A 22,236-nucleotide genomic window follows, 5' to 3' on the forward strand; every position below is an offset into this window, starting at 1 on the left:
CACCATACTCCCTCCATTCATCGAGGGAGTATCACTTAGGGTATGTCCATGAAACTTAACTTAAACCCACCAGTGTTATCTGAGATAACTGCTAATCCAGAAAACTTTACGTTCCTAAGAAAGATAGGAGTTGAGAACTACCAGTTTATAGAGCCGGTAGGGGATGAGCGTTACGTCGGTATCATTGATCTGGAAACAACCGGTTTTGATGCGTCTAGTGAAGAGATCATCGAAATCGGGATCACTATCGCTTCATACTCTCCCTCTCTTAAGCAACTCGTCGCGATTGTCGATAACTACCAGTGTTTCGAAGAACCGAGCAAACCCATACCTGCTGACGCGGTTAAGGTGAATGGAATCACTGATGGAATGGTTCAGGGCCATCATATTGATGACCAACGCGTAAAGCGTATGCTCCAAGCGTGTGACTTTGTATTGGCGCACAACGCCAAGTTTGACCGCCGTTTCTTTGACAAGCGATTTCCAGACATGACCAACTTGGGATGGTGCTGTTCGATCGCAGACATTGATTGGTATGACAAAGGCTACAGCTCTCGTTCACTAGAATATCTTTGCATGAAATCAGGCTTTACCTACGAGGCTCATCGAGCATGTTCTGATACCGTTGCAACAACAGTGCTGCTTGCGACAGACCCCTCTTATTTCGCTGCCCTTATTACAGCGTCACTGATGGAGTGGCAATTAATCATTGCTAACAACAGCCCATACGCGGTCAAGGATCAACTGAGTAAAGCCGACTATGATTGGGAAACCGATGAACGGGTCTGGTACAAATTGGTGACCAAATCAGAAAGAAATCAAGAGCTGGAGTTCTTGGAAGCGACCTACGCCAACGGTGCTACTGAAGCAATAGTACGCGTTATCGATGCCTCTACCCGCTTTAAACCACTATTTTAAAAAGAGAAAGGCTGCGAACTGGTGTCGCAGCCTATTCAAGATTGTATGCTTCGTAGGGTGTTTACACGAAACTCGCGTTATCTAAATGCCAACCTTCACTATTCATCCCTTCTCTCTCGACAAAATATCCGCCATCTAAGTCTTTTGAATAGAGATAAAGAGCTCTGTTTACGGCTTCTTGATTCTGCACATCACCTTCCTCTAGGTAATCCATTTCAATCAGGTCTTGAAGTGTCACTGACCCTTTATACTCAAGCTCTGTGGTCATAACAGCCTTAGCTACGAATGACATTGGTTTATTAAGATCACACATATTACTCTCCTTGGTCTTGTTGTTCTGCAGTGGCTTATCGTTTGAAATTTGCAAGAAATTGACTGATGCTGTCTTTGATTTTCATCCAAGGGCTACGAGCCCATATCACATGGTCCCACTCACCATTCTTGTTTAAAAATTGAACGCGTATATCCTTCTGCTCTGCCTTGCATGTCAGTACTATCGGGTAAAAGATCTGACACTGAAAACAAATCGCATGACCGGAGATCCGAAGATATGACTCCCCTTTCGACACATTACCTCTGAAATGATCATGGTGAGAAGCGGAGCCACAGACAGGACAACTCGCTAGTACCTCGTCTATTACACAGTCCTCATGGCCTTCGAACCGCACGGGTAACTGGCTTTGGATTGTGGGTAATTTACGGTATGCGTTGAGCGTTGATTTTGACACTAGTTCCATATGACCTCTCTTATCCGTCCAAAGCACCGGTCTCTTGCTGATAAAACATGGCTTCTAACGCTAGTTGATACATCATCTTTTCCATTGGATGAGTGGACGCCGCGTAGTCAAAATCCTCGATATGCCGGTTTCCATGAAGAGCATAAAAACGACCAGCAAGTATGTTTAGAGCTCGATGGTCAGCTTCATCGACTGTAATGGTGTCACCTTGAACTTCGTAACATTTGGGGAAAGTCATAATAAATCCTTAAGTGAAATGTTATGACTAGTCTAATTGCCATAGACACGCATCCCCCCATCAGGACAGACAGTCCTGTAATGACGCATGTTGAACAAGAAAAAGGGGGGATGTAAAAGAAGGAGCTAGAGTGAAGCTTTGATATCAGGCCATTTTCGACCCAGTTTAGAGAGTAGGTTTTCCATTGCCTTTTCCTCTTCTTCAACTTCTTCCCAGAGCGCCCAATCTATATACCGCTCCACTTCGTTCGTAATTAGCTCATTAAGAACCTGCGGTTCAAGTGCATCTAACTCCCAAGACGTCTTACCGAACTTCTTGATGTACTCTTTATATCTACTGTCCGTGATTTTTGCTGGGTTTGGAGGCGGGTTGAATTGAGATACTTGGTCAAGGTTCAATGCGACTCGTCGAACATCAACGTAACTTGGGAAGTGACTGAATAGGTCCACACGTTCTCTATTGTCTCTTGTCATATCAATACCACTTGGGTCATGATCTCCCAAATGAATCAATACACACTCCTTACCATATTCAATTTGCTGCTCAAAACGTTTACCGGCTCGCCAAGCCTCCGAGCTAGACAAATACCCTTTACAAGACATATGCGGTACAAGTAATGGTGAACAGGCTCGTGACACTACATTTCCAAGTGCTTCTTTTTCGACCCAGACCTCGACATAACAAGGTTGTCGTGCCCAGCGATCGAAGCGAATATAGTTAGCTAAACGATCGACTACCGCTTGGTCATCTTCCTGAAACCAGAATTCGTTGTGCTCTCTATTTCGGTCTTCAATTGACTCCCATGAAAGCATGCCTGACATTCTCGCTTTGGTGATCGTTGTGCCGAGATTTTTGTAGCTACGCTCGCTGTTCTCTATCAAGTCTCTAGCTACAAACTGATAGTAAAGCTGACGCAAAGTGAGCGTGTATCCATCCGATTCATAATCTTCAATAATACAGTTGGCTATTTCAACTATTGCTGATGAACGCTTACTCGGACGCCAATCAATAAATTTCTCTAACATAGTGGTACCCCGTTGACATCTAAGTGGTTAGCGTTTCAGCAATACGCAGGCAGGCATTCTTTGCCTTCACGCATTGCTCGATATCGAACCAGCCAAAGTGGCAGGATTCTTTGTCTATTCCCATTTCAGAAGCAAGACGATGGTACGCGTCATTGCGCGACAAACCGTGGTAAGTATGCAGCCGAGTAAAGAAACGCTTGCACTGATTTCGTGTGTCTCTCAGTGTTTTGTCTGCCAAGGTACCAAGAGGAATGTCGGTGAAAGGATGAAGCCCAACATAGGAATCACAACAGCTACAGGCGTATACCCACGGCCAATCGCCATACTCACGTCCATAAATGTCATTGTGATGCAAGATCCCAACGCTCGACCCACAGTAACAACAGGTCTTTGGAACCGGCAGTGGGTTCTTGACCCTTTTAATAGCTCGCTTGGATGGATTCCATGGAGTTTTCATGTCACCTCACCTCCCTTCTGGTTTCATTCTCTGACATCAGTAAACACCTCAAAACCTAATACCAGGTCATGGGGTTACCATTAGATGAGCTATCAGTCTAAGACCACTTACACTCTCTCCCCCCAAAGACTCAATCTAATTAGTAAATATCGAAGGTTCAGGGAATATAGGGGGGAAGCTGATCATAGATTGCTAACGTTGTTACACCGATTATCTTGAAGGTGGGCATCAGACATGTTCGAAAGAAATTCTCTAGTGTCATTGAATGACGATGAAATTACAGCTGACTTTTTCGCTGGTGGAGGTGGGGCATCGACAGGTATGGAAGAAGCGTTTGGTGTGCCCGTGACCATCGCGGTAAACCACTGTGCCGTCGCCATTTCCATGCACAGAGCTAACCATCCCCACACCAAACATTACAACTCCAACATATGGGATGTAGACCCAACAAAAGCCGTCAGGGATGCAGGCGGTAAGCGCATCGGGCTCGCATGGTGGTCTCCCTCTTGCACACACTTCTCTATTGCGAGAGCTGGAGTGCCGGTAGAAAGGAATATTCGAGGACAGGCATGGGTCGCGCTTAAATGGTCCCTACAGGTCCCAATCCGTGTACACGCCATAGAGAATGTCAGAGAATTCAGCTCATGGTCACCATTGAAGGAAAATGAACACGGTCAGATGTTCCCAGACCCAGAGCGACGGGGCGAGACCTTTCGAGATTACATCAAAGCCTTTACCACTGGATTGAAGCCAACGGATCCTTCGTGGCAAGAAGCCATTCGCTTTTGTGGTATTGAGTTTGATGTAAAACAGAAGCTTAGGTTATATCGAGGGTTGGGATACAAAGCAGAGGTACGCGAACTTGAAGCTCACAGGTACGGAGCTGCGACCACTCGCAGGCGTTTGTTTGTTGTCATGAGAAACGATGGTGAGCCCATACGTTGGCCAGCACCAACGCACGGGAACTCAGAGTCTCTGCCTGAATACCAACCAATTAAAGTTGCCAATGATGTTACTGATTGGAGCCTAGCAACCACGTCAATATTTGCACGTCCAAGAGAGCTCGCACCTAAAACCATGCTGCGACTCGCAAGAGGTTTCGATCGTTTTGTCATTCATAATGAACTGCCAGATGTCGTTCCTCCACAACGAGCACCGCAGATGATACAGAACAAAACAGCACAACGCCCCGATCGTCCTATTAGTGGTTCTCAAGCGTTTCTGAAGACCTTCTTTTCTGGTTGCGATTCAGTGATAGATACTACCATCAGCCCTACCCCGCTTAACTCTCTCGATGTCAAACCGGTTGAAAGCGAACTTCACTGTTTCTCGTTCTACACCAAGATGAGAGGTTCAAACATTGGCTTTGCTACCAGAAGCCCTATCCATACCATATCTGCCAACGGAAACCATATGGGTTTAGTGACTGTATGGCTCCGAAAAATTGGAAGTTTAGTCGCGCCAGAAAAACACAATGAAATCGAATTTAAATTGTACCTCGGGAACTTAGTATTGAGCCGTTCTGGTAACCTTTATGAACTTGTTGATGTCGGTCTTCGAATGATGAAGCCTGCTGAAATGTATGCAGCACATGGTTTCCCCTCAACATATCAATTCAAATCTGACGACTCTGGTAAACCGCTCACTCAGTCTCAACAAGTCCATAAGCTGGGTAACAGCGTGTGTCCTCCTTTGGTCAGAGCACTAATAACAGCGAACTTTTCCGATTACCCAGAAAGCGATGCATTGGTAGCCTAGGCAGAAAAACGACAAGAGCCCTAGCTCAATTGAACTAGGGTATCTTCGTGTCTGTTGAGAACATCTTTTTTCGGCTAAGCTGACGCTAATTTAGAACTGGATAACTCTGGAAGGATTAGCTCAAACAAGAGCGGTTCATAATGGTTCGACGCGGTGAGGATAAGCGGGACTGGAAATCCCTCTCGGAACAGTTTGCGTTGAAATACCTTTAATTCTTTTTTACTCAAGTGAATGGTTTGCTGCTGCATGAGCTTCGCTTCTTTCAAATCACCATTTTTGAGGGTCGGTTTCACTGATTTATAGAGTTTGAGTATTGGTTCCGTTCGGTTACCTAATCTCGAAAGAATAAACTCATCAGAAAAACCATAGGATTTTAGTTTATAGACTTTGCGCTTCAACAATTTATGTCTCTTGATGACATACTTTTGCTGTGTCTTTACCAACTTCTTGGCTGGTGGTAACAGGCCGTTGGTCCGTTTGAACATACCATGTCTTGCAAGTCCTAGTATTTCATTTTGATTTACTACCCCTGACGTTGGGAACCCATGAACATCATATCGAGTAGGGTCGGCATTATGAGTGTTGATCAGAGCCAGTTTGTACTCCCGTCTCGAGAAGAAATATTGAATAAACTCATCAATCTCTGCCTGTTTATAGTGATTCACCAAGCAAGCCGCTATCACCGTCCCTGAACCAAGAGCTAGCGGTTTCAGTGGAATGGCGGCTAGAAATGGATAATGGTTGTATACGTGCGCAAGCATCTCATCAAATAGGATCTCCACGACTATCACTCCGATTGCATATCTGTTCTCTGATTCTAAGCAAAAAGATCATTCAGTTTCCTGATTAATGCTTAAAAAAACGCCCATTAATCGCGCAATCGATAATATTTTTGGGTCAGACTTAATCTGCACGACCAAGTTGTATAACAAGTTCAAGGTTATATTTTGGAGGCACACTATGCAGTTGAGCGAACGAATAGCACAAGTTAACGAAGCGCGTAAGCTTGCGATGAGGGACCGAGAGTTCCAAGCTTCTGCGGAAGAGCATCAACACGCTATTGAATCCGAGACCCAAACTCAAGAAGTGAAAAAGAGGCGTCGAAATAAACGATCTGAGCAACGGAAATATTCAGAGATTTACGGGGACAGTGAAATGATGAGTAATCGTAACAACCTATACTGACAATATTACCAATAGATGAATATATCATTTTCGTTATATTTAGCTATCGAAATTTCAGTTAGAACACGCCCTGTTGTATAGAAATTGTGAACTTTGGCGCAATTTCATAATCCAGAATTTTACTTTATAAAATCAGCAATGATTAGGTAAATAACCCAATAACAATATAAATTTCCGAGATAATCAGCGTAAATGTTGGTTAATGCGTAACTGACAAAAACATTATTGCAAACTAGTATCAACAAAAGTGGGTTGCGTAAAATTCCCAGTAATTTATATTCGTTAGGACGATAGATCTAATATCCTTTGTGGTGAAGGGTTTCTATCGCTAGTCGGTTGGTGAACCGACGCATGAATTGTTTGGTTAATATGGAAATTCCAGACAATGTTGTTGTAGCAAATGCTAGTGGCCAGTCCGGCTTGGGCTGGCCTTTTTTTGTGCCTGAGATGCAGACATTTTTCATTGTTTGTACCCCCCAAAAACGTGAACCTGATTACGAAACCCCCTCTTCTATTACGTTCAAGATCGCTTGCCTTAATTTCACATTTCTCCAATTGCAGCGTTAAAAGCGAAAAATACGGCCACTAATCGATATTTTTCTCCTTTTTTTCCGCAATGATTATTCCACCTGAACGGAACAGGTTAAAAAACCACATTTTGGAGAACCACTATGCTAAACATCAAAAATTCACTGCAAAACCACAAAGCGACCATCAACATGGTGTTCGCTTCCCTAATCACTCTATTTGCGTTTCAGGCCATTGCTGGCTCGGGCGGTGACATGTTCCAAGGTGTGTTCGATGAACTCATCTCATTCGCGGAAGGTCTACCAGGCCAAATCATTGCGTTCTGCTCGTTCGCAGGCGTAATCATATTTTCGATGGTACGTCCGAACCTGATCGGTCTAGGTGTCTCTATCGTGATCATGATTGTTCTAAGTCAACTTCAAACAATCATCACTGGTATGTTGCAGGCTGGTCTTCCAGTGTAGCAATTCACCATTTCATGACCCGCCTTCGGGTGGGTCAGATTTGGAGGTTTCCACATGAGCAAGTTAGACATCAACGAGGACAATCGACCTGTCCTACCAAAAAACCAAACTTACCTGCCGTTGAGAATCAATGATATCCAAAGCATCGTTGGCATGGAGGCAGATACAGCAGGTGTGCTGTTTATGTGTGCGGGTCTTGGGTATTTTTTCAAGGCATTCCTACTGGGAATCGCTATAGGAATTGGATTCGGAATGCTCAATTCCTATGTCAAAGACCACTATCCACGAGGCGTACTTCGACACATGTTGTGGTGGAATGGACTGTATAACCCAGCCAGAACACGGTCATTCCCTGACACCTATCAACGTAAATTTTACCGCTAAATTTTTAAGCGGATTTTTTTTGAAATACAACGTGTTGCAAACAGCAATGAGGAAATATTGCTATGGGATTATTCAACTTTTCCAAAAAGAAGGATCAGGAAGCCGCAACAACTGGCGACCTTGTAGATCCGAACTCAAACACCCAAATGTCTTGGCAAGCAGCGATTGACCAATCAAAAAGAATGACGCAGTTACTTGGATTAGCGATTGTTGTCATTCTATTGCTCGCTTTTAAGATCTTAACAACCAAACCCATTACGACCACTACACCCCCCAATTTTAGTGAATCGGTAACCCTTATCGGAAATCAGGCAAGTTCTAGTTACAAAAAGCAATGGGGAGTATTCATTGCTGAGACGCTGGGGAATGTGTCTGTTCGAAATCTCCCTTTGGTATTGGATATTTTGAAACCAATGTTGTCGGTGCGTGATTACGACGTTTTAGCCGGTCAGGTAGAAGCTTATGTGAAGGCTCTTGATATTCGTGACCAGGTACAGGAGTTCAGTACTCTCGATGTATTCTACGACAAGAAATATGACAAGGTAATTGTCTATGGGGAAATGAAACTCACTGAGCGTAAAAAACGAAACTCTGACGATGCCAATCGTCCAGTTCGTTACACCTATGAGTTAAATATAAAAAATCAAAATGGCCAACCAAAGCTGGCTAACATCGTTCAATACGAAGGCGCTCCAAATATGGAACGCAATCGACTAGAGCGATAAGGAGTACCCCATGAAAAAATTACTCGCCACTACCCTCCTCGCTGCCTTTGGGGCAACCTCCACTGCGTATGCGGATATAGAGGTGTTACCTATCCAACCTATTGGGAAAAAGGTCGAGGTGCAAAAAGTCGAATCAAGTGCTGAGCCAGCTGCTTCTGACTCGACAACTACAACGGCACCAAGTAAAGACACGGTGAATCAAATGATCAGCCAAGTTGTTGATTCATTACCGGCATCCAAACAGAAATCGTTAAACGAGTATATACCGAAGCCAGCTACGCCAAGTCAAACGGCTGCAGTCAATTCTGCCGTTGACGAATTTGGTCGTGCTGTAAACAAAACAGCCAATGGTACTGGAACCATCCAAGGTACCCCCCAACAGGCCCAACCTGCAGCTTCACGAGTTAAACCCGAGCTATCTGCGTTTGAAAAAATGCAGCGTCAAATGGCGAAGAAATTCAAACCTGTACAGAAATACAAGTTGCGTCCTTCAGATAACATCACTATCCCTGCAGCGAAGTATATTCTGAACAGTATCAGAACGTCGTTTGAAGAAATCAAAGTTCGAAGTTCCGATCCAAATGTTGTCATGAAGGTTGAAGGTTCGTTCATCTATTTTACGTCAAATTCAGAGGCCCCATTTAACCTCATTTTGTTCGAAAAAGGTGTACCCGAAACACAAGTAAACCTGACTATTTGGCCACTTGATGTTATGCCTGCCATGGTACATGTTGATGTCGCCTACAACCGTTCACTAAAAGCAAAGGTTGCGAGAGTCATTAAAGAACGTGAACAAGAAGAGCATGCACAAGAAGAACGCATCCGTGATATGGAATCTGAATTAGCGTTAGCGAGTCAGCCAGAGATGACAAACGCGCCTTATGAAGAACGTATCAACACGATTTTCGCCACCATTGCTGGTCGCAATAACCCGTCCGGATTTGATTTGCAAACCAATATTCCTGATAGCGCACGTTACCCATGTCGATTTGGGGCCTTCGCGGAGACTCAACAAAGACTTATCTCATCTCGTCAAATCGTCGATATCGTTCTTGTCACGAATAAACGCAATCACAACGTCATTCTAAGAGAAGATGAATGCTGGGTTGATGATGACGTCATTGCAACTGGAATTTTGAATAAGTCCACTCTTAAGCCAAATGAGAAAACGGAGGTATATGTCATGCGTGATCGTCTGCATTACCAACGTATACAAACTCGCAACGAACGTCCGTCACTGTTGGACTAAGGGGGGAACCATGAACTTTAAAGACATTAAAGAAAAATGGGAATCTAACCAAAATTTCCGCATCGGCGTCGCTATTGTGGCTATCATTCCACTTGCGTTTGTGGTCGTTCCAATGATCCACAAAAGCGACTATTCCGTGCCAGACCGCAACGCTACTCGAATCGAGAGAGTGTATACCCCAACCGCGATTGAAACTCAATTAGAGGCAAGGGATATTGCGGCCGTTCGAAGAGAGCTATCGAATATTTCCAAAATCGAGAAACAAGCAAACGCGACTAACGATAACTATGAGTTAGATTTGTTACGACAAGACGTCGAGCAAATGCGTAAAGATATTGCCACTCAACATGCGGAAATTAATGACTGGCGTTCTGGGAAAAAGAGACTGGAGCGAGTGAACTACGACCCTAATCAAATTGCTGATGGTCGCAAGACACAAACAACATCCATGGATCCACCGCAAACACAACCCCCAGTGACCAATGGTACCCCAGTACCATCAAGTGCTAGACCTCAACAAAAGGCTGCTCCCGCTATTGCAGGCATCCGAACTGTTGATGAAGCCAACGATGCCATTCTTCTACAGAATGGACAGGTTAAAACGCTGGTGGAAGCCAACCAAATCATGGATGAGTCAACTGAACTGAATGCCTCTCAGCGTCGCGCAATGATGGATGAAAGAGAAAAGAAACTGGCGGCATCATTAGCGAACGCCAGAGCGAAGCCGCAAAGTAAGGGCTATTCCATTTCTCTGCCAACCACATCGCTCGTAACAGGTACATTGCTATCAGGTATGCAAGCCCCGACCGCGATCGGTGCTTCTCGAGAGCCATTACCTGCCGTTATGCGAATCAAGTTGGACGCTCTATTACCAAATAACTACCGTGCAGACCTACGAGACTGCCAAGCTCTCCTTTCAGGCATCGGTCAACTGTCTGACCGAAGAGCATACATGCGTTTAGAGAAAGTCGTATGCATTGATGAAGAAGGACTAACTGCGGAAGCAGCAGCCCAAGGTTTCGCAACGGGTAAAGATGGTTCAGCTGGCATTCCCGGTACGCTCATCGCACGAAATGGTGAAGTGCTTAAAGGGTCAATGTGGGCAGGATTTTTCAGTGGTTTAGCCAAAGGTATCGCTCCAAATCGTGTTGTTGGGGTGGATATCGGTGCCAGTGATGGATTCCAGACACCTGACCTTTCTGCAATGGGGGCATCTGCAGCGCTAAATGGCGGGGCAACTGCGCTGGATAAAATTGCGGATTACTACGTTCAGCTTTTAGATGAAATCTGGCCGACTATCCAAGTAGATGCAATGACAGAAGTGACATTCATCCTACAAGCGCCGTTGAAGCTCCAGTTCAAGGAAATATAACTATGACTGTCGACGAAACTAAAGGGCAGGAGTCCACATCAGAGCTTAATAAAATGCTCAACGGTGGTAAGTCCAACACAGAACCATCAAGTGACACAGCCTCCCCGAACGTAGAAGCAACGAATAAGGAGCGCGGAAACGCGTCTCCTTCATCCAATGAACCATCCATTGAGGAAGCGACTGTGATTGAAGGCGAAGTGAAAGAAACTGACCAGCCCCAAAAAAGGCGTTCAAAAGCAAGATTCAATGTAACGTGGTTGCTTTTAGGAATACTGACAGGGGGTCTTGTAGTGCTTGGGTCCATTGTCATGCAACTACAAAACAAGACAATTGCGTTAGAGTCTGAATTGATTAACCTTCGCAATGATACCGTCGTATTGAGATTCTATCCGTACGACGATGTGGTCTCAATGTTAAAGGCTCAAGGCTACAACATGAATGCCATTAATCAATATAACAAAAACATGATTAGGATATTGAACGCACAAGGCATTACTGTCATCCCTAAAGCAATGGTAGATGGAGAAGTACCAATCAATATGATTGCTGAGTTAATGACCGTCGAAGAGATGAATAGATTGGCCAACGAATAATAATAAACCCAGTGCAACACACGTATTTGGCCGCTAACTCTATAGCGGCCCTTTTTCGTTAATGCATGCCACCCACTGTTGGCATGGTAACAAGCTCCATAGCATCGAGTTTATCGTTCGCTATTTGAAGTTGAACCTCGGCACGTTGACTTCGAGTTGTTAACTCAAGTACCTCTTGGCTCGCCTTGGTAATCAAAGACATCACGACCCGTTGCTGCTCTTCATTGAGCCCTGACTCGATCAGTTTATCTACTTCTTTATCGATCGTTTCTAAGTACTGTTTCATCTTTACTCTCCTAAAAATCCGACAAGACTGGACATCAATAATCGACACGCGCAATTTCGATAGCTTTGGTACTGCCCTATCCCACCAAGATCATCTCTAATACGTTTAAGTACATCTTGCATCACTTTCATGTCGTCAGTTCCACCAGCAGTGAACTGTTCCCAAGTAAACACATGAACCCCAAAAAATTCATCATCAATTTTGTATCTCGACTTGATCGGGTCGAGTGAATCAAACAAGCCATATGCGTCAAGGTAGTATGTCTTTCCATGTAATTGAAAAGTATTGAAGTAATGCAACGCTACTCCATTCTCTTTCACTATTACGCCCTTGATCTCCATATTGATTTGACGCCCCCACTGCAGAAACCCATCACACAAGACAAAGCAGTTTTTGTGTGCGAACTCATCAATGAACTCATCGCTATGCATCGAGCACTGCGTAATATACGCGAGAGCGCTTTCTGTGCTAGAAACCAGCTGGTTTATCAAACGATATTGATGAATGTGTGGGTGATAATTCAAAATCATTCCTTGTGTCTTATCTGGTGATTTCATCATATACCCGGTACCTGGGAACACCTAGCAATCTCCCCCCGAACGCGAAAATAGACATTCTTAAGATCATTGACGGACGAAAATGGAAAAAACGTCCCTCTATTCCGCATTTAGTTTCAGTTTCTGTGATTTACTACGAGTGTTTACCCCGAGAAACTTTGTCACTTTTTTAAAGTGATTGTTTCTCTCCAAAGTTGGAGAGCTTCCGAAATTCTCCCATATCTTTGATATGCCCAAATCGTCACTATCCAGTTGACATTAACCTCATAGGCCTCGCGCTCTATCAAATGACTCCCTGAGTCAATCAACACCCGTGCTTCGCACAAAAAATACCTATTTTAACCCCAGTCTCTCGATGCTACCCCCCTGCCCTGCAGTGCGTCTTGTGACAAACTTTTTGGAGGAAATCCTAGTGAACCTTATCAAGTTAATATCCGCTTCTACCTTCGTTCTTTCGATTTTGTTTCTACTGATAACTCTTTACTCAGCAGAACTCCCAGCAATCGAAACTGGCCTACTAAATAGAGTCCATTATGTGATGCAGCTGCTCGAGCTTGTGCTCATTGTCAGTGCAATTTCATTCATCAGTGGCTTTGTTTTCCACCAGTTATCACGATTCGAACGCTAATACCTAACCCAAGCCTGCAACTGCAGTGCTTTCAACCCCACACGAGGAATCTAACAATGAACTCTCAAATCCAAATGTCTATCAATGAAAACGGCTTTTTGAACAACCTTGGTTCTATTTTTACTTCTTCCAAGAAGGTACTGAATGAGCTTTGTCAAAACGCTGCCCGTGCCAATGCTACCCGCATTACCTTTGAATTGGAGACAGAAAATGACCAGCATTGTCTGTACATCTCAGATAATGGATGTGGCATCCAAGACTGGCAGAAATTGCTAACGATTGCTGACACTGGTTGGACTGGAGATACACTCAAAGCAAACCCCTATGGTATGGGATTTTTGAGCGCTATTTTCGGTTGCGACACGATTGAAGTTATTTCGAAAGGTAAGATGTTTAAAGCAACTCGTGAAGAGATCATTGGTCGAATGCCAATTGATATCGTCGATACTGACTCCTATGACGGGACGATTATTGTGATGCGTGGTATTAATGCTGAATTACATGATTACGTGAGGATAACTCGTCAATCTTACTTCGGGGAAACGTCAATTCGTTTACTTGGATTAGGCTATGACATTGAGATTGAACTGTCCCTCAACGGAGAGTCTTCTCTATTATCCCAGAGTCATTCCATTACCCTACTCGAACAGCAACCCAATCTAATCAAGCATCAGTTTGAACATGGTGTCATCTACTTCAATCCAAAGAAGAAAGACACTCAATTCAAAGCATATTTGCAAGGGGCGCTTATTCTGGAACAATTTGGTAGTCACCATATAGTTCATTTGAATGAAAGCACACCAGCTCGTATGCCTGATCGTGAAAACTTACTTGAAGAACAATCCATCAAGGACGCTATCAATAATGAACTCGTGTCTCTCATCAGAAATGAACTGTTAGAGGATATAGAGGAATTCGATAGCCTGGATAGTATGGTGCAAACTTGTATCTTTGAAATAGCAAAGAAGTACTGCCCTAGTCTATTAAATGACCTTGATTATGTTGACACATCCATCGTGACCAGTTCTAGCGAATATACACTTGGTCGTCGTGAGATAGATAGTGGCAATCATTTCAGTAACGTAGTAAGTCGTGAGACTTTAGAAGAAGCTACCGCGCTATTTGAAATACCAGCAATCGATGATTTAGATCCCAATGACAAAATTGTCTATCTAATGAATCAATCAAATGTCTATTTTGTTAACACCTCCGGGTTAGAGAGTAACCACTGGATACACAGCATGAATGTGCAACCTTTGGCGTCCCTTGAGGTAAGTCACACCATTAATGCTTCATCAACCTCGGCTGATTTCAGCGGTCATTATGATTTTGAAGTATTGGTATGTGATGACTTTAAACTCGCAGGTCCACTTGGTACGGTCACTGTCAATAATTGTGCAATTGTTATTGAGTCAGAAACGCCATTTACGCCGTTAATCGTTATCCCAAAACATGAGAGTGCTGAATCTGCACTGGCCATGTTGGGTGATTTTAAGTGTGAACACGGTGTTTATCAAGAAACTGAATTTGAACACGATGAGGACAAACTCATATTTTTGCTTTGCCAACTGACCACATCATCGACAACTGAATTATTAGAGCAAGCCATAAAGCAAGCCTTCAATTCTGAGTCAATGAGAACATTACTGGATGCAGGTACATATTCCATTGCTATCGATGGCAGCGGCGTCATATCTGTTAGTCAATAACCCACCTAACCCACCCGAATGTAGGGCGCAACACCAGTCCTACAGGGACAAGTGCGCCTTATTGTTCATTGTCATTCCTTTGGAGGAAACATGAGTAAAACACAATTAACGCCTGAACAAGAGACCTTTGTTGATAATGTTGTTGGAGCCGTCTGGATGAGCCTGTGGAAACGTGTAGTTTTCACTCTTATCTGCATTGCCATTATTGGTTATGTTGCCAACTCTTTCGGTCTTGGTTTTGACGAAACTGACAACATCGAAGAAGGAACGCGTTCACAACTAACGGTAAGGACAGACTATAAGTCAGGATGTCAGTACCTTTCATATCGTGATGGCGGTTTAACACCACGTTTAGATGTCAACGGTCAGCATATGGGCTGTAAAGCCTCATCATCATTGAATGACGATGACTAAAGATATAGGGAGAACGAAAGTATGGAAACCGTTATTAACTCGGAAGAAGACTATCAAAGAGTGTCACGCGATTTAATTCAGCAATGTGAACACCCTCTGTTTGGTGAGAACCTCACTGATGTGTTCGAGTATGAAAGGACAATTGCACTGCTAGATAACTGGCGCAGCAAGCATCCTGAACCAACCTGTGAATCCATAGCCTGCAACAAAGCTTTGCTAGCTGAAAAAGGATTCTGGGAACTCTCCGACACACTGTGATTAACAAACAAACCTAACGTCATGCTATGACACTAACCCTAACCTGGGCGTACTGATTGCCCATTAGGGTATAAGTGCGCTCCAAATTCCTTGGAGGAACTATGACTCAATTAACATGCGGCTCTTGCGGTAATGGCTTTACTGGCGAGCAAACACCATCTCACGATACCGGCTTCGGCACCTGCCCTGAATGTATGAAAGACGAAGCCTCTCGGTATCAAAAACTCATCGAACAAGCAAAAGTGCAACTTGCTTCATCACTGTCTGCAGAGAATTGGATTCAATTCAAAAACTGCTCCGTAGCAAAGCAAGAAAGCATTATTTTGAATTTGATTGAAAAAGGGGTCTTAAAATGGTCAATCTAGCACAGGAACTTAGACAGTCCCTTTTAAGAGAACAACATCTATTGTCAACGCGTGAAGTCGTCATTCAGACGGCTCTATCGCATTCGATTGACGGCCTGCACGATGCATATCGTCGATTGCAATCTCAAGCTCTTAATGACTTAAAGAAAGTGATCACATTGATTGAGACTGGGAAGCCTCTTTATATTAAAAATAAAGAAGATTTCCGATATAGCTATGCTCATGGAGATTGTGCACTACTCGCGAGAGGATTTAGGAACTTAGGGCTCGACCTTATGATAATGCAAGAAGATAAGGAAGCAATTCACTTTGTTGGCATTATAGACACGGATTCTGGTCGAAAGTTCATAGATAGCTATGGCGTATTTTCGTCACTCATGCCCATTTCAGCACGGTACATCAACAACAAAGTTGACCACTGTGTTGTCTATGATGAAGACATTCATTGTGAGGCATTGAATGACCAATCCATGGACTTTTGGGACGAACTTGAAGCTTCTATGGTTGAGACATTAGGTCTTGATGAGGAAGAGGTACCTCAAGATTTGGTTTCTGACTATGAAGATTATGCGGTGGTATTAATCGCACGAACCTGCCTTACATTATTGATAGACGATAATAGTTAGACAGAACATTGCCTCGATAAACTGGTTGAATTGGCACAACCAACACACAAAACCCACGGTGGAACGACAGTCTTGGACTGAAGCTCCCTGTGGGTTTTCTTTTAGGCCAACCTTGCTTCTTGCTCTGCAATCTCTAATTCTTTCCTTTCTAGGTCTAGCTTCTCTTGAGTGATATCAGTGGATGATATCGAGGTAATAGTAGCTGTGGCTTCATCTAAATCGTCGCTCTCGGAAATGCAAAATTCCGCACTTAGATTCCCTTGTTCTGCTGCTTCCTCAACCTCAGATTGAACGCCTTGACATTCATAAGTTCGTACTCGTTGTACGCTAACTGTTTCAGTAACGACGACTCTAATTGTATTCATTGCTATAAGTCCTGTTGAATTGTCGCGTGCTCGCTAACACGCCTTTGTCTTTGCCAAAAATGCGATATATGAGAAAGCGAAATAAGCTACAACCAGTATCCAGTAAGAAGACACAAATCTAAAAAGCTCTGAACAAACTCTGGTTCTAACGTATTCCACTTGCTATTCCTGTCAGTGACAGAAATTGATAGATCAAGTGCCTATAACGACACTTGCTCCATCAGATACTCAAAAATACGAGTCGATTGTTCAGCGTTTAGAGAATCAACATCCACCGATTGGATGGATTCCACTTGCTTCGTAGTATGTTCTGACGGTCGACTAGTGTCGTCATTTGTTATGTTTTTTTGCACTTCAATCATATCCATCTCAGTCACCTCAATTGGGTCAGGGGAGGGGCATCAGAACCATTTCTCCACCGTGATGTAGTGAAATCTGCATGCGTTTAGCTTGCAGACGACTATTTGTCATTGAGTAGATATTAAGGCTAAAAATTACCGCTCCCCCCGTTTTGAACGACAGGCTAGACGATTACTGGTGGTATGGCTTTTTTGGGGGGAGAGTCAGCCTTGCGTAAATCAGAAGTATTTCACCGTGAAATTTCACGATTTAACTCAATTATATCAATAACTTACACCAGAAAAGTTTGTGGCAAAATCATCACCAAACCAAAGATTATGGAAATTGCCGTTATTGGTTAAATATAGCAATATCGGTATCATGAATTGAAAATGACACCATAGTCACACATTTTGAGCGAGTATGGTTGTATTTATCAGGTTCGTTGTATATCATTGACATTCAATCTCATAGTGAGGATATATGCAATGATCAGTAAAGACGACGCTATAGCGATATTCGAATCCCAATTCGAGCTCTACAATAAGCTAGAGAACGGGCCAATTGAGGAGGACTTCTTTGAAGTAGAGATACGAGAAATCAAATTCTCAAAGAAAGATATCGCCGACAAATTGGGCATTAAGCCAAAGCAAGTTGAAGACCTGATCGAGCAAATGGAAGAGAATGGCGAATACTTTGTTCGTAATAATTCCAATCAATACACTATGAGCCAGGAACAAGCTACGCAGCTTACTAAGCTCGCCGGTAAAAAAACGATACCGGAGATCAGACGAAGCAAGAGTGGCAAGAACTTCATTGTTCCTGTAGTGATCGTCAATACCGCGAAAGGGGGCATAGCTAAGACGACCACAGCTATTCATCTGGCTGTAGCCGCAGCTCTCGATTTTGTTAGAGACCAGCGTGTTATTGTGATTGATGGTGACCCACAGGGCAGCGTTGTAAAGCAGCTTGCACCAATTGAGCTGGCAACAAAATTCAATACATTACTTTCAATGATTGAAGCGAATGCTGAACTCTCTCGTGAAGAACGTTTAGCACCTGAGAAACAAGAAGAAATTCGCAACATTCTCGTTAATGAAGTTCTCCTAGATACCTACTTGGATAACTTGAGAATTGTTCCTAGCGACTTCTGTGATACTGCTATCGAACTAATCATTCAGAATCAGCTGACCAAAGATGCTGAAGCGGCGAAGAATATTTATAACGATTTGGTTGTTACACCGTTAACACAAGAGGCAGAGCTCATCATTATCGATACGTCTCCGTCGCCAAACGCAACAACCAATAATCAGTATTACGCAGCAAATCATGTCACGCTATGTACAACTGGCCGCAAGCAGGACTATCGCTCTTTCATTGCTCACCACCAATATATGGTAGGCGTGATGAAACAAGCTCCCGAAACCTTTGGCGGTTACCTAAGCATTAAAACGGTAGTTACTAAACACATCGACAACAACACTAAGCTATCTCAGGCCATGAAAAAGAACATTGCTCGTGTCAACAGTGTTTCTGATGTGCACATGGCTATCATTCACGAGAACGTGAAGTATGAAGAAGCGTCGGATGAAAAACTGCCTCTACAGCTATTTAATTCAGCGAACGATAAACCATATAAGTCAGCGATTCAGGAAATTGATGACCTTTACACCTCGTTTATCCAGAACATCAACGTACATCTTTTTGAAGAGTAATCACAATGACTGCAAATAACGGAACCGAACAAAACAATCAAAATGCGGCAATTGGTGCATTCATCAGAAAAACCAAAGGTGCATTGAATGATGTCACCAACAAACTGAGTAAAGCCCCTGAAGGTTTCAATTTCTCTCAATTTAAAGAAGGGGAGGCGTTGGTAAACCTACTGGCAACCAACTTTAAAGACCAGTTCGCCGAGAGATTCGAATCAGGGAAGGCTGCTAATGACCCTGATTTCAAAACATTTACACTCCATTCTGGCATTCGAGAAAACTTCATTAGAATGAAGATAGACCATGACAAGATTGAAGAAGTGACTCACGTTCCTTCCGACATCAACGGTCGAACTCAAGAGCAACTGGATGAAAATAGCTTATCGGACATCATGGAGACCATCAAAGATGGTCAATACTATGAAGCCATAGGTTATATTGATGAGGATGGAAACATTATTGTATTAGACGGTTCACGCCGTCGAGCTGCTTGTATATTGGCAGGATGCGATTTCCTCATCTACGTGTGCAACAACCTTATTAACAAAGCGGATGCTAAAATTCTCGCTGCTCGTTTGCAAACAGCAAAGGAACACAACATCCAAGAAAAAGGTCGTACATGGCAAAGCCTCAAGGACGAAGGATATAAGCAAAAAGAACTGGCTGAAATGTTCCAAACGAGTGAGGCAACAATATCTAGAGGGCTTAAGTACAACCAAATCGACCGCGATCTTATGGTGTTCTTCCCAGACCCGGATGTACTTACAAACGCACACTGGACAAAATTGCATGACTTTTCAACCAAGCAGCTATCTAAGCTAAAACTAACCGCTAAGGATGCCGTCACGAACTTAATGAGCTCAGAGGCATGGGATAACGCTAACAAGGAAGGGAAGCTAACCACGAGCTTTATTATTGACAATCTAGGTAAGCATACGCCTGTTCTACCCAAAGCGACGAAAACGACTCAATTTAAAACAGTAGCGACATATGGCCCACGTTCCTTTATTAAGAGTAACGGTCATGCTCAGAGCTTTCAAATGAAGTTTGGTCGACTTACAAAGGAGCAGATTGAAGGGCTTGAACGTGTAGCAGAAGAGTACTTGAATCAATGCTTCAATAAAGACTAATCTCGCCACAAACTTTTTTTTCGTAACTCACTGATGTAAAAATAAAAAAGCCGGAAATTTCACGGTGAAATACTTCAAAAGCCTCCACACGGAGGCTTTCTTTTTGAAAAAAGACTATGGATAAATCACAGCTGGGCCGTCGTTGAGTCATCGTCTTCAGTGCAGCTGGCGTGAAACTGATAAGATATGAGTTCACCCACAACACCATTCGTTACAGTCGTAACCACTGCCAGTTGGTAGCCTTTTGAATAAAAGTCACTGTAATTGTACGGCACCGAAAACAAAGCTTCTCGCTCATCTGAAAATCCTAGCAACCAAGAATTATTGCTGCTATCAAAATCCAATATCTCCATTAATAACGACTGTCTTGGATCTACGGTGATGACCTGGAACAATTGTGGACAATACGCAAACCCAAAACTGCCTTCGCTATAAGCTACCGGCTCCGAAGCTGCTTCAAATACCGATAGGCTCAAGAGAAACTGGCGTTCTGAATGAGAGTCATATGATTCTACATTGCCATTATAAAAACCCGTCGTGATACCCAACGGAGTGATCACACTACGATTCGAGTCTTGTGTGCAATGACGGTTATACGGTAACCCTTCAGAATCGATAAGCACGGCAATTTCAGTCACCTCGGTCGTTTTCTCCCAAAGAGGAACAAGCGACATCCAGTGTGTCATTGGCAATCCTAAATAACCAGTTTTGGATTTAAGTGTCGCAAAGTAGCCAGAGCCCCGAGGATATATTGTTAAGATAGCCGGTTTGACCGTTCCAGCTTTATCCACATTGTAGAAGTCCCAGGTCTCAAGCCCATTCAAAGACAACGACACATCGGAAGCTGGGTACTCGAACTTACCGGGGACTGCGAAACGGACTAAAATATCTCTTTCTTTAAGATGTTTTACTTGTGGGGCTAAACCAACCATTGAAGTATACGGTCTCAAAGTAGGGCAGGGATGTTCAACCAGACTTTTAGCCACTTGCTGGTGGATATGAACATCTGCCTGCATCTGGTTCATATGGATTTCTTTCACTGACCCGGATTTCATATTGGTTCGGCACATGATGACAGAACCATCGTTTTGTTTCTTGGTCGAGTGAGAGTAGAGACCCCCTTTAGATTTACCGCGAGTAACAATGGATAACCCATTGTCCTCGCCTGATTTGTTTGAGATTAATTGGATCATACGTCTATCCTATTACCAGCCGTCCATAAAGCCACGAGAAGTCACTTCTAAATCAGCGTCAGTAGATTGATTGACTGGCGTGAACGCTAACTCTGGTTTGTCATCATCTGATTTACCAATGAGATCCGCTGCCGATTTACCTGTAGCAACGACCACATATGGCTTCTTGCTTTTCTCTGGGTTCACAGCAGGTTGAGCTCTAACTGCCACAGGAAGCGCTTCAGACGCGCTCTCACCATTAAGCGCTTTATCACGCTTGGCTCTCTCAATCTCATGACCAATAGAGCTTTTAACATTGGCGTACATGTTGTCTTCGACGGACATGAGAGTTTTCAAACGCTGACGGTATTCAGGTTTTTCGAATCCCAACTGATTAAACAGGAGACGAAGGAGTCGTCGGATAGCCGATTTCTTTCGCATCTGACCAACGAACGCTGTATTCCAGACATTGGTATTTGAGCTAAATTGAATAGAAGCATTGAACTCTATCTCCAGTAACTCCTCTTTTGTGAGAGTTTCACAGTAGACTAGACCACTCTTGGTTTCAGCAATTGCATATGAGCAGAGAACATCCCCATCAGCAAAGTTACCATTACTATGATGTTCAGGAAGCTGTCTAGAACCGTTGTATCGGAAGGTATCTCCAGCAAATACTTGATCCGCAGTAACTTGAAGCATTTCACCAGATTCAAACGCTAAGTGAATCAATCCATGGTAAGTAGGCATGAATTCCAACACATAGTAGTTACTCTCATAGTCATGACGAAATACGTAAGTTGCGTGACGTAGACCCTCTTCAACAGAAAGGCCAATCTCAGCTTGGTTAAGGATTGCCCAGTACACTGAGTTTCCATCCAATTGCGAGTAAATACTCTCACCAAAGCTTTCAACAATAAACTGCACATATTGAAGTTCCATCTCAGCATCAAGACCAGAATGATTGCTCTTCACTATATTGCTAAATTGTTCTTTCGCAGCTTCGATTGCTTGGAAAGCAACTGGTTTCATCTTAGTCATAGCA

At 43.4% G+C, this 22,236-nt stretch carries 27 protein-coding genes; 16 read left to right on the top strand and 11 right to left on the bottom strand.

The window, feature by feature from the left end:
* Positions 1-48 precede the first annotated feature (48 nt).
* The gene (locus J4N45_RS10870; protein ID WP_252011424.1) at positions 49-918 is read left to right on the top strand and encodes a 3'-5' exonuclease; all 870 of its coding nucleotides are present in this window, start codon (positions 49-51) and stop codon (positions 916-918) included.
* Positions 919-979: 61 nt separating this feature from the next.
* On the opposite strand, the gene J4N45_RS10875 is transcribed toward J4N45_RS10870, so the two are convergent.
* From J4N45_RS10875 to J4N45_RS10890, 4 genes are all read right to left on the bottom strand, one after another.
* Positions 980-1,231 (bottom strand): hypothetical protein, encoded by a 252-nt coding sequence (locus tag J4N45_RS10875; protein WP_252011425.1) that lies wholly within the window; start codon positions 1,229-1,231, stop codon positions 980-982.
* A gap of 434 nt (positions 1,232-1,665) precedes the next feature.
* Complete coding sequence (locus J4N45_RS10880) at positions 1,666-1,893, bottom strand: hypothetical protein (protein ID WP_252011426.1); 228 nt, start codon at positions 1,891-1,893, stop codon at positions 1,666-1,668.
* Between the two features lie 125 nt (positions 1,894-2,018).
* Positions 2,019-2,918 (bottom strand): hypothetical protein, encoded by a 900-nt coding sequence (locus J4N45_RS10885; protein WP_252011427.1) that lies wholly within the window; start codon positions 2,916-2,918, stop codon positions 2,019-2,021.
* Positions 2,919-2,937: 19 nt separating this feature from the next.
* Positions 2,938-3,375: a zinc-finger-containing protein gene (locus J4N45_RS10890; protein WP_252011428.1), complete on the bottom strand. Its 438-nt coding sequence runs from the start codon at positions 3,373-3,375 to the stop codon at positions 2,938-2,940.
* Between the two features lie 234 nt (positions 3,376-3,609).
* On the opposite strand from J4N45_RS10890, the gene J4N45_RS10895 reads away from it, so the two are divergent.
* A complete protein-coding gene (locus tag J4N45_RS10895; protein WP_252011429.1) occupies positions 3,610-5,133 on the top strand; it encodes a DNA cytosine methyltransferase in 1,524 nt (507 codons plus the stop codon).
* 74 nt (positions 5,134-5,207) lie between these two features.
* On the opposite strand, the gene J4N45_RS10900 is transcribed toward J4N45_RS10895, so the two are convergent.
* The gene (locus tag J4N45_RS10900; protein ID WP_252011430.1) at positions 5,208-5,915 is read right to left on the bottom strand and encodes a hypothetical protein; all 708 of its coding nucleotides are present in this window, start codon (positions 5,913-5,915) and stop codon (positions 5,208-5,210) included.
* 178 nt (positions 5,916-6,093) lie between these two features.
* Between J4N45_RS10900 and J4N45_RS10905 the strand changes: the two genes are divergently transcribed.
* The 7 genes from J4N45_RS10905 (at position 6,094) to J4N45_RS10935 (ending at position 11,633) form a co-directional block, all read left to right on the top strand.
* Positions 6,094-6,318: a hypothetical protein gene (locus J4N45_RS10905; protein ID WP_252011431.1), complete on the top strand. Its 225-nt coding sequence runs from the start codon at positions 6,094-6,096 to the stop codon at positions 6,316-6,318.
* Between the two features lie 671 nt (positions 6,319-6,989).
* On the top strand, positions 6,990-7,310 hold the full coding sequence (locus J4N45_RS10910) for a hypothetical protein (RefSeq protein ID WP_252011432.1): 321 nt from the start codon (positions 6,990-6,992) through the stop codon (positions 7,308-7,310).
* Positions 7,311-7,364: 54 nt separating this feature from the next.
* Positions 7,365-7,694 (top strand): type IV conjugative transfer system protein TraL, encoded by a 330-nt coding sequence (gene traL / locus J4N45_RS10915; RefSeq protein WP_252011433.1) that lies wholly within the window; start codon positions 7,365-7,367, stop codon positions 7,692-7,694.
* 62 nt (positions 7,695-7,756) lie between these two features.
* Positions 7,757-8,419, top strand: coding sequence for a TraE/TraK family type IV conjugative transfer system protein (locus J4N45_RS10920; protein WP_252011434.1), 663 nt, complete (start codon positions 7,757-7,759; stop codon positions 8,417-8,419).
* Between the two features lie 10 nt (positions 8,420-8,429).
* Positions 8,430-9,668, top strand: coding sequence for a type-F conjugative transfer system secretin TraK (locus tag J4N45_RS10925; protein ID WP_252011435.1), 1,239 nt, complete (start codon positions 8,430-8,432; stop codon positions 9,666-9,668).
* A gap of 10 nt (positions 9,669-9,678) precedes the next feature.
* Positions 9,679-11,040, top strand: a complete 1,362-nt coding sequence (locus J4N45_RS10930; RefSeq protein ID WP_252011436.1) for a TrbI/VirB10 family protein — start codon at positions 9,679-9,681, stop codon at positions 11,038-11,040.
* A 2-nt stretch (positions 11,041-11,042) separates the two neighbouring features.
* The gene (locus tag J4N45_RS10935; RefSeq protein WP_252011437.1) at positions 11,043-11,633 is read left to right on the top strand and encodes a hypothetical protein; all 591 of its coding nucleotides are present in this window, start codon (positions 11,043-11,045) and stop codon (positions 11,631-11,633) included.
* Between the two features lie 58 nt (positions 11,634-11,691).
* Here the strand turns inward: J4N45_RS10935 and J4N45_RS10940 are convergent, their stop codons facing one another.
* Both J4N45_RS10940 and J4N45_RS10945 read right to left on the bottom strand, forming a co-directional pair.
* Positions 11,692-11,919, bottom strand: a complete 228-nt coding sequence (locus J4N45_RS10940) for a hypothetical protein (protein WP_252011438.1) — start codon at positions 11,917-11,919, stop codon at positions 11,692-11,694.
* A gap of 2 nt (positions 11,920-11,921) precedes the next feature.
* Complete coding sequence (locus tag J4N45_RS10945) at positions 11,922-12,479, bottom strand: hypothetical protein (protein WP_252011439.1); 558 nt, start codon at positions 12,477-12,479, stop codon at positions 11,922-11,924.
* A gap of 681 nt (positions 12,480-13,160) precedes the next feature.
* Between J4N45_RS10945 and J4N45_RS10950 the strand changes: the two genes are divergently transcribed.
* From J4N45_RS10950 to J4N45_RS10970, 5 genes are all read left to right on the top strand, one after another.
* The gene (locus J4N45_RS10950; protein ID WP_252011440.1) at positions 13,161-14,813 is read left to right on the top strand and encodes an ATP-binding protein; all 1,653 of its coding nucleotides are present in this window, start codon (positions 13,161-13,163) and stop codon (positions 14,811-14,813) included.
* 90 nt (positions 14,814-14,903) lie between these two features.
* On the top strand, positions 14,904-15,227 hold the full coding sequence (locus J4N45_RS10955; protein ID WP_252011441.1) for a hypothetical protein: 324 nt from the start codon (positions 14,904-14,906) through the stop codon (positions 15,225-15,227).
* 21 nt (positions 15,228-15,248) lie between these two features.
* A complete protein-coding gene (locus J4N45_RS10960) occupies positions 15,249-15,485 on the top strand; it encodes a hypothetical protein (protein WP_252011442.1) in 237 nt (78 codons plus the stop codon).
* A 101-nt stretch (positions 15,486-15,586) separates the two neighbouring features.
* Positions 15,587-15,850 (top strand): hypothetical protein, encoded by a 264-nt coding sequence (locus J4N45_RS10965; protein ID WP_252011443.1) that lies wholly within the window; start codon positions 15,587-15,589, stop codon positions 15,848-15,850.
* Positions 15,838-16,476 carry a hypothetical protein gene (locus J4N45_RS10970; RefSeq protein WP_252011444.1) on the top strand — a complete coding sequence of 213 codons (639 nt, stop codon included), beginning with the start codon at positions 15,838-15,840 and terminating at the stop codon, positions 16,474-16,476. Before J4N45_RS10965 ends, J4N45_RS10970 begins: the two co-directional genes overlap by 13 nt.
* Before the next feature lie 101 nt (positions 16,477-16,577).
* Here the strand turns inward: J4N45_RS10970 and J4N45_RS10975 are convergent, their stop codons facing one another.
* Entirely contained in the window at positions 16,578-16,841 is a 264-nt protein-coding gene (locus tag J4N45_RS10975; RefSeq protein WP_252011445.1) for a hypothetical protein, read from the bottom strand.
* A gap of 200 nt (positions 16,842-17,041) precedes the next feature.
* Positions 17,042-17,203, bottom strand: coding sequence for a hypothetical protein (locus J4N45_RS10980; protein ID WP_252011446.1), 162 nt, complete (start codon positions 17,201-17,203; stop codon positions 17,042-17,044).
* Between the two features lie 465 nt (positions 17,204-17,668).
* Here J4N45_RS10980 and J4N45_RS10985 point away from each other — a divergent pair, with 465 nt between their 5' ends.
* Both J4N45_RS10985 and J4N45_RS10990 read left to right on the top strand, forming a co-directional pair.
* Entirely contained in the window at positions 17,669-18,895 is a 1,227-nt protein-coding gene (locus tag J4N45_RS10985) for a ParA family protein (protein WP_252011447.1), read from the top strand.
* A gap of 5 nt (positions 18,896-18,900) precedes the next feature.
* Entirely contained in the window at positions 18,901-20,022 is a 1,122-nt protein-coding gene (locus J4N45_RS10990) for a ParB N-terminal domain-containing protein (RefSeq protein WP_252011448.1), read from the top strand.
* A gap of 125 nt (positions 20,023-20,147) precedes the next feature.
* On the opposite strand, the gene J4N45_RS10995 is transcribed toward J4N45_RS10990, so the two are convergent.
* Positions 20,148-21,215 (bottom strand): hypothetical protein, encoded by a 1,068-nt coding sequence (locus J4N45_RS10995; protein WP_252011449.1) that lies wholly within the window; start codon positions 21,213-21,215, stop codon positions 20,148-20,150.
* A gap of 12 nt (positions 21,216-21,227) precedes the next feature.
* Positions 21,228-22,232, bottom strand: coding sequence for a recombinase RecT (locus J4N45_RS11000; protein WP_252011450.1), 1,005 nt, complete (start codon positions 22,230-22,232; stop codon positions 21,228-21,230).
* Between the last annotated feature and the right edge of the window lie 4 nt (positions 22,233-22,236).

Origin of the sequence: Vibrio sp. SCSIO 43140 (assembly GCF_023716585.1) — a bacterium.
Classification (GTDB): Bacteria; Pseudomonadota; Gammaproteobacteria; order Enterobacterales; family Vibrionaceae; genus Vibrio; species Vibrio maritimus_B.

What these genes read in the sequence shown, in the direction of transcription:
- J4N45_RS10870 (WP_252011424.1), top strand. Translation starts at nt 49, where the DNA reads ATGAAACTTAACTTAAACCCACCAGTGTTATCTGAGATAACTGCTAAT.
- J4N45_RS10945 (WP_252011439.1), bottom strand. Translation starts at nt 12,479, where the DNA reads ATGATGAAATCACCAGATAAGACACAAGGAATGATTTTGAATTATCAC.
- J4N45_RS10975 (WP_252011445.1), bottom strand. Translation starts at nt 16,841, where the DNA reads ATGAATACAATTAGAGTCGTCGTTACTGAAACAGTTAGCGTACAACGA.
- J4N45_RS10920 (WP_252011434.1), top strand. Translation starts at nt 7,757, where the DNA reads ATGGGATTATTCAACTTTTCCAAAAAGAAGGATCAGGAAGCCGCAACA.
- J4N45_RS10970 (WP_252011444.1), top strand. Translation starts at nt 15,838, where the DNA reads ATGGTCAATCTAGCACAGGAACTTAGACAGTCCCTTTTAAGAGAACAA.
- J4N45_RS10980 (WP_252011446.1), bottom strand. Translation starts at nt 17,203, where the DNA reads ATGATTGAAGTGCAAAAAAACATAACAAATGACGACACTAGTCGACCG.
- J4N45_RS11000 (WP_252011450.1), bottom strand. Translation starts at nt 22,232, where the DNA reads ATGACTAAGATGAAACCAGTTGCTTTCCAAGCAATCGAAGCTGCGAAA.
- J4N45_RS10985 (WP_252011447.1), top strand. Translation starts at nt 17,669, where the DNA reads ATGATCAGTAAAGACGACGCTATAGCGATATTCGAATCCCAATTCGAG.
- J4N45_RS10890 (WP_252011428.1), bottom strand. Translation starts at nt 3,375, where the DNA reads ATGAAAACTCCATGGAATCCATCCAAGCGAGCTATTAAAAGGGTCAAG.
- J4N45_RS10905 (WP_252011431.1), top strand. Translation starts at nt 6,094, where the DNA reads ATGCAGTTGAGCGAACGAATAGCACAAGTTAACGAAGCGCGTAAGCTT.
- J4N45_RS10895 (WP_252011429.1), top strand. Translation starts at nt 3,610, where the DNA reads ATGTTCGAAAGAAATTCTCTAGTGTCATTGAATGACGATGAAATTACA.
- J4N45_RS10930 (WP_252011436.1), top strand. Translation starts at nt 9,679, where the DNA reads ATGAACTTTAAAGACATTAAAGAAAAATGGGAATCTAACCAAAATTTC.
- J4N45_RS10925 (WP_252011435.1), top strand. Translation starts at nt 8,430, where the DNA reads ATGAAAAAATTACTCGCCACTACCCTCCTCGCTGCCTTTGGGGCAACC.
- traL (WP_252011433.1), top strand. Translation starts at nt 7,365, where the DNA reads ATGAGCAAGTTAGACATCAACGAGGACAATCGACCTGTCCTACCAAAA.
- J4N45_RS10995 (WP_252011449.1), bottom strand. Translation starts at nt 21,215, where the DNA reads ATGATCCAATTAATCTCAAACAAATCAGGCGAGGACAATGGGTTATCC.
- J4N45_RS10875 (WP_252011425.1), bottom strand. Translation starts at nt 1,231, where the DNA reads ATGTGTGATCTTAATAAACCAATGTCATTCGTAGCTAAGGCTGTTATG.
- J4N45_RS10965 (WP_252011443.1), top strand. Translation starts at nt 15,587, where the DNA reads ATGACTCAATTAACATGCGGCTCTTGCGGTAATGGCTTTACTGGCGAG.
- J4N45_RS10885 (WP_252011427.1), bottom strand. Translation starts at nt 2,918, where the DNA reads ATGTTAGAGAAATTTATTGATTGGCGTCCGAGTAAGCGTTCATCAGCA.
- J4N45_RS10955 (WP_252011441.1), top strand. Translation starts at nt 14,904, where the DNA reads ATGAGTAAAACACAATTAACGCCTGAACAAGAGACCTTTGTTGATAAT.
- J4N45_RS10935 (WP_252011437.1), top strand. Translation starts at nt 11,043, where the DNA reads ATGACTGTCGACGAAACTAAAGGGCAGGAGTCCACATCAGAGCTTAAT.
- J4N45_RS10910 (WP_252011432.1), top strand. Translation starts at nt 6,990, where the DNA reads ATGCTAAACATCAAAAATTCACTGCAAAACCACAAAGCGACCATCAAC.
- J4N45_RS10990 (WP_252011448.1), top strand. Translation starts at nt 18,901, where the DNA reads ATGACTGCAAATAACGGAACCGAACAAAACAATCAAAATGCGGCAATT.
- J4N45_RS10950 (WP_252011440.1), top strand. Translation starts at nt 13,161, where the DNA reads ATGAACTCTCAAATCCAAATGTCTATCAATGAAAACGGCTTTTTGAAC.
- J4N45_RS10880 (WP_252011426.1), bottom strand. Translation starts at nt 1,893, where the DNA reads ATGACTTTCCCCAAATGTTACGAAGTTCAAGGTGACACCATTACAGTC.
- J4N45_RS10940 (WP_252011438.1), bottom strand. Translation starts at nt 11,919, where the DNA reads ATGAAACAGTACTTAGAAACGATCGATAAAGAAGTAGATAAACTGATC.
- J4N45_RS10960 (WP_252011442.1), top strand. Translation starts at nt 15,249, where the DNA reads ATGGAAACCGTTATTAACTCGGAAGAAGACTATCAAAGAGTGTCACGC.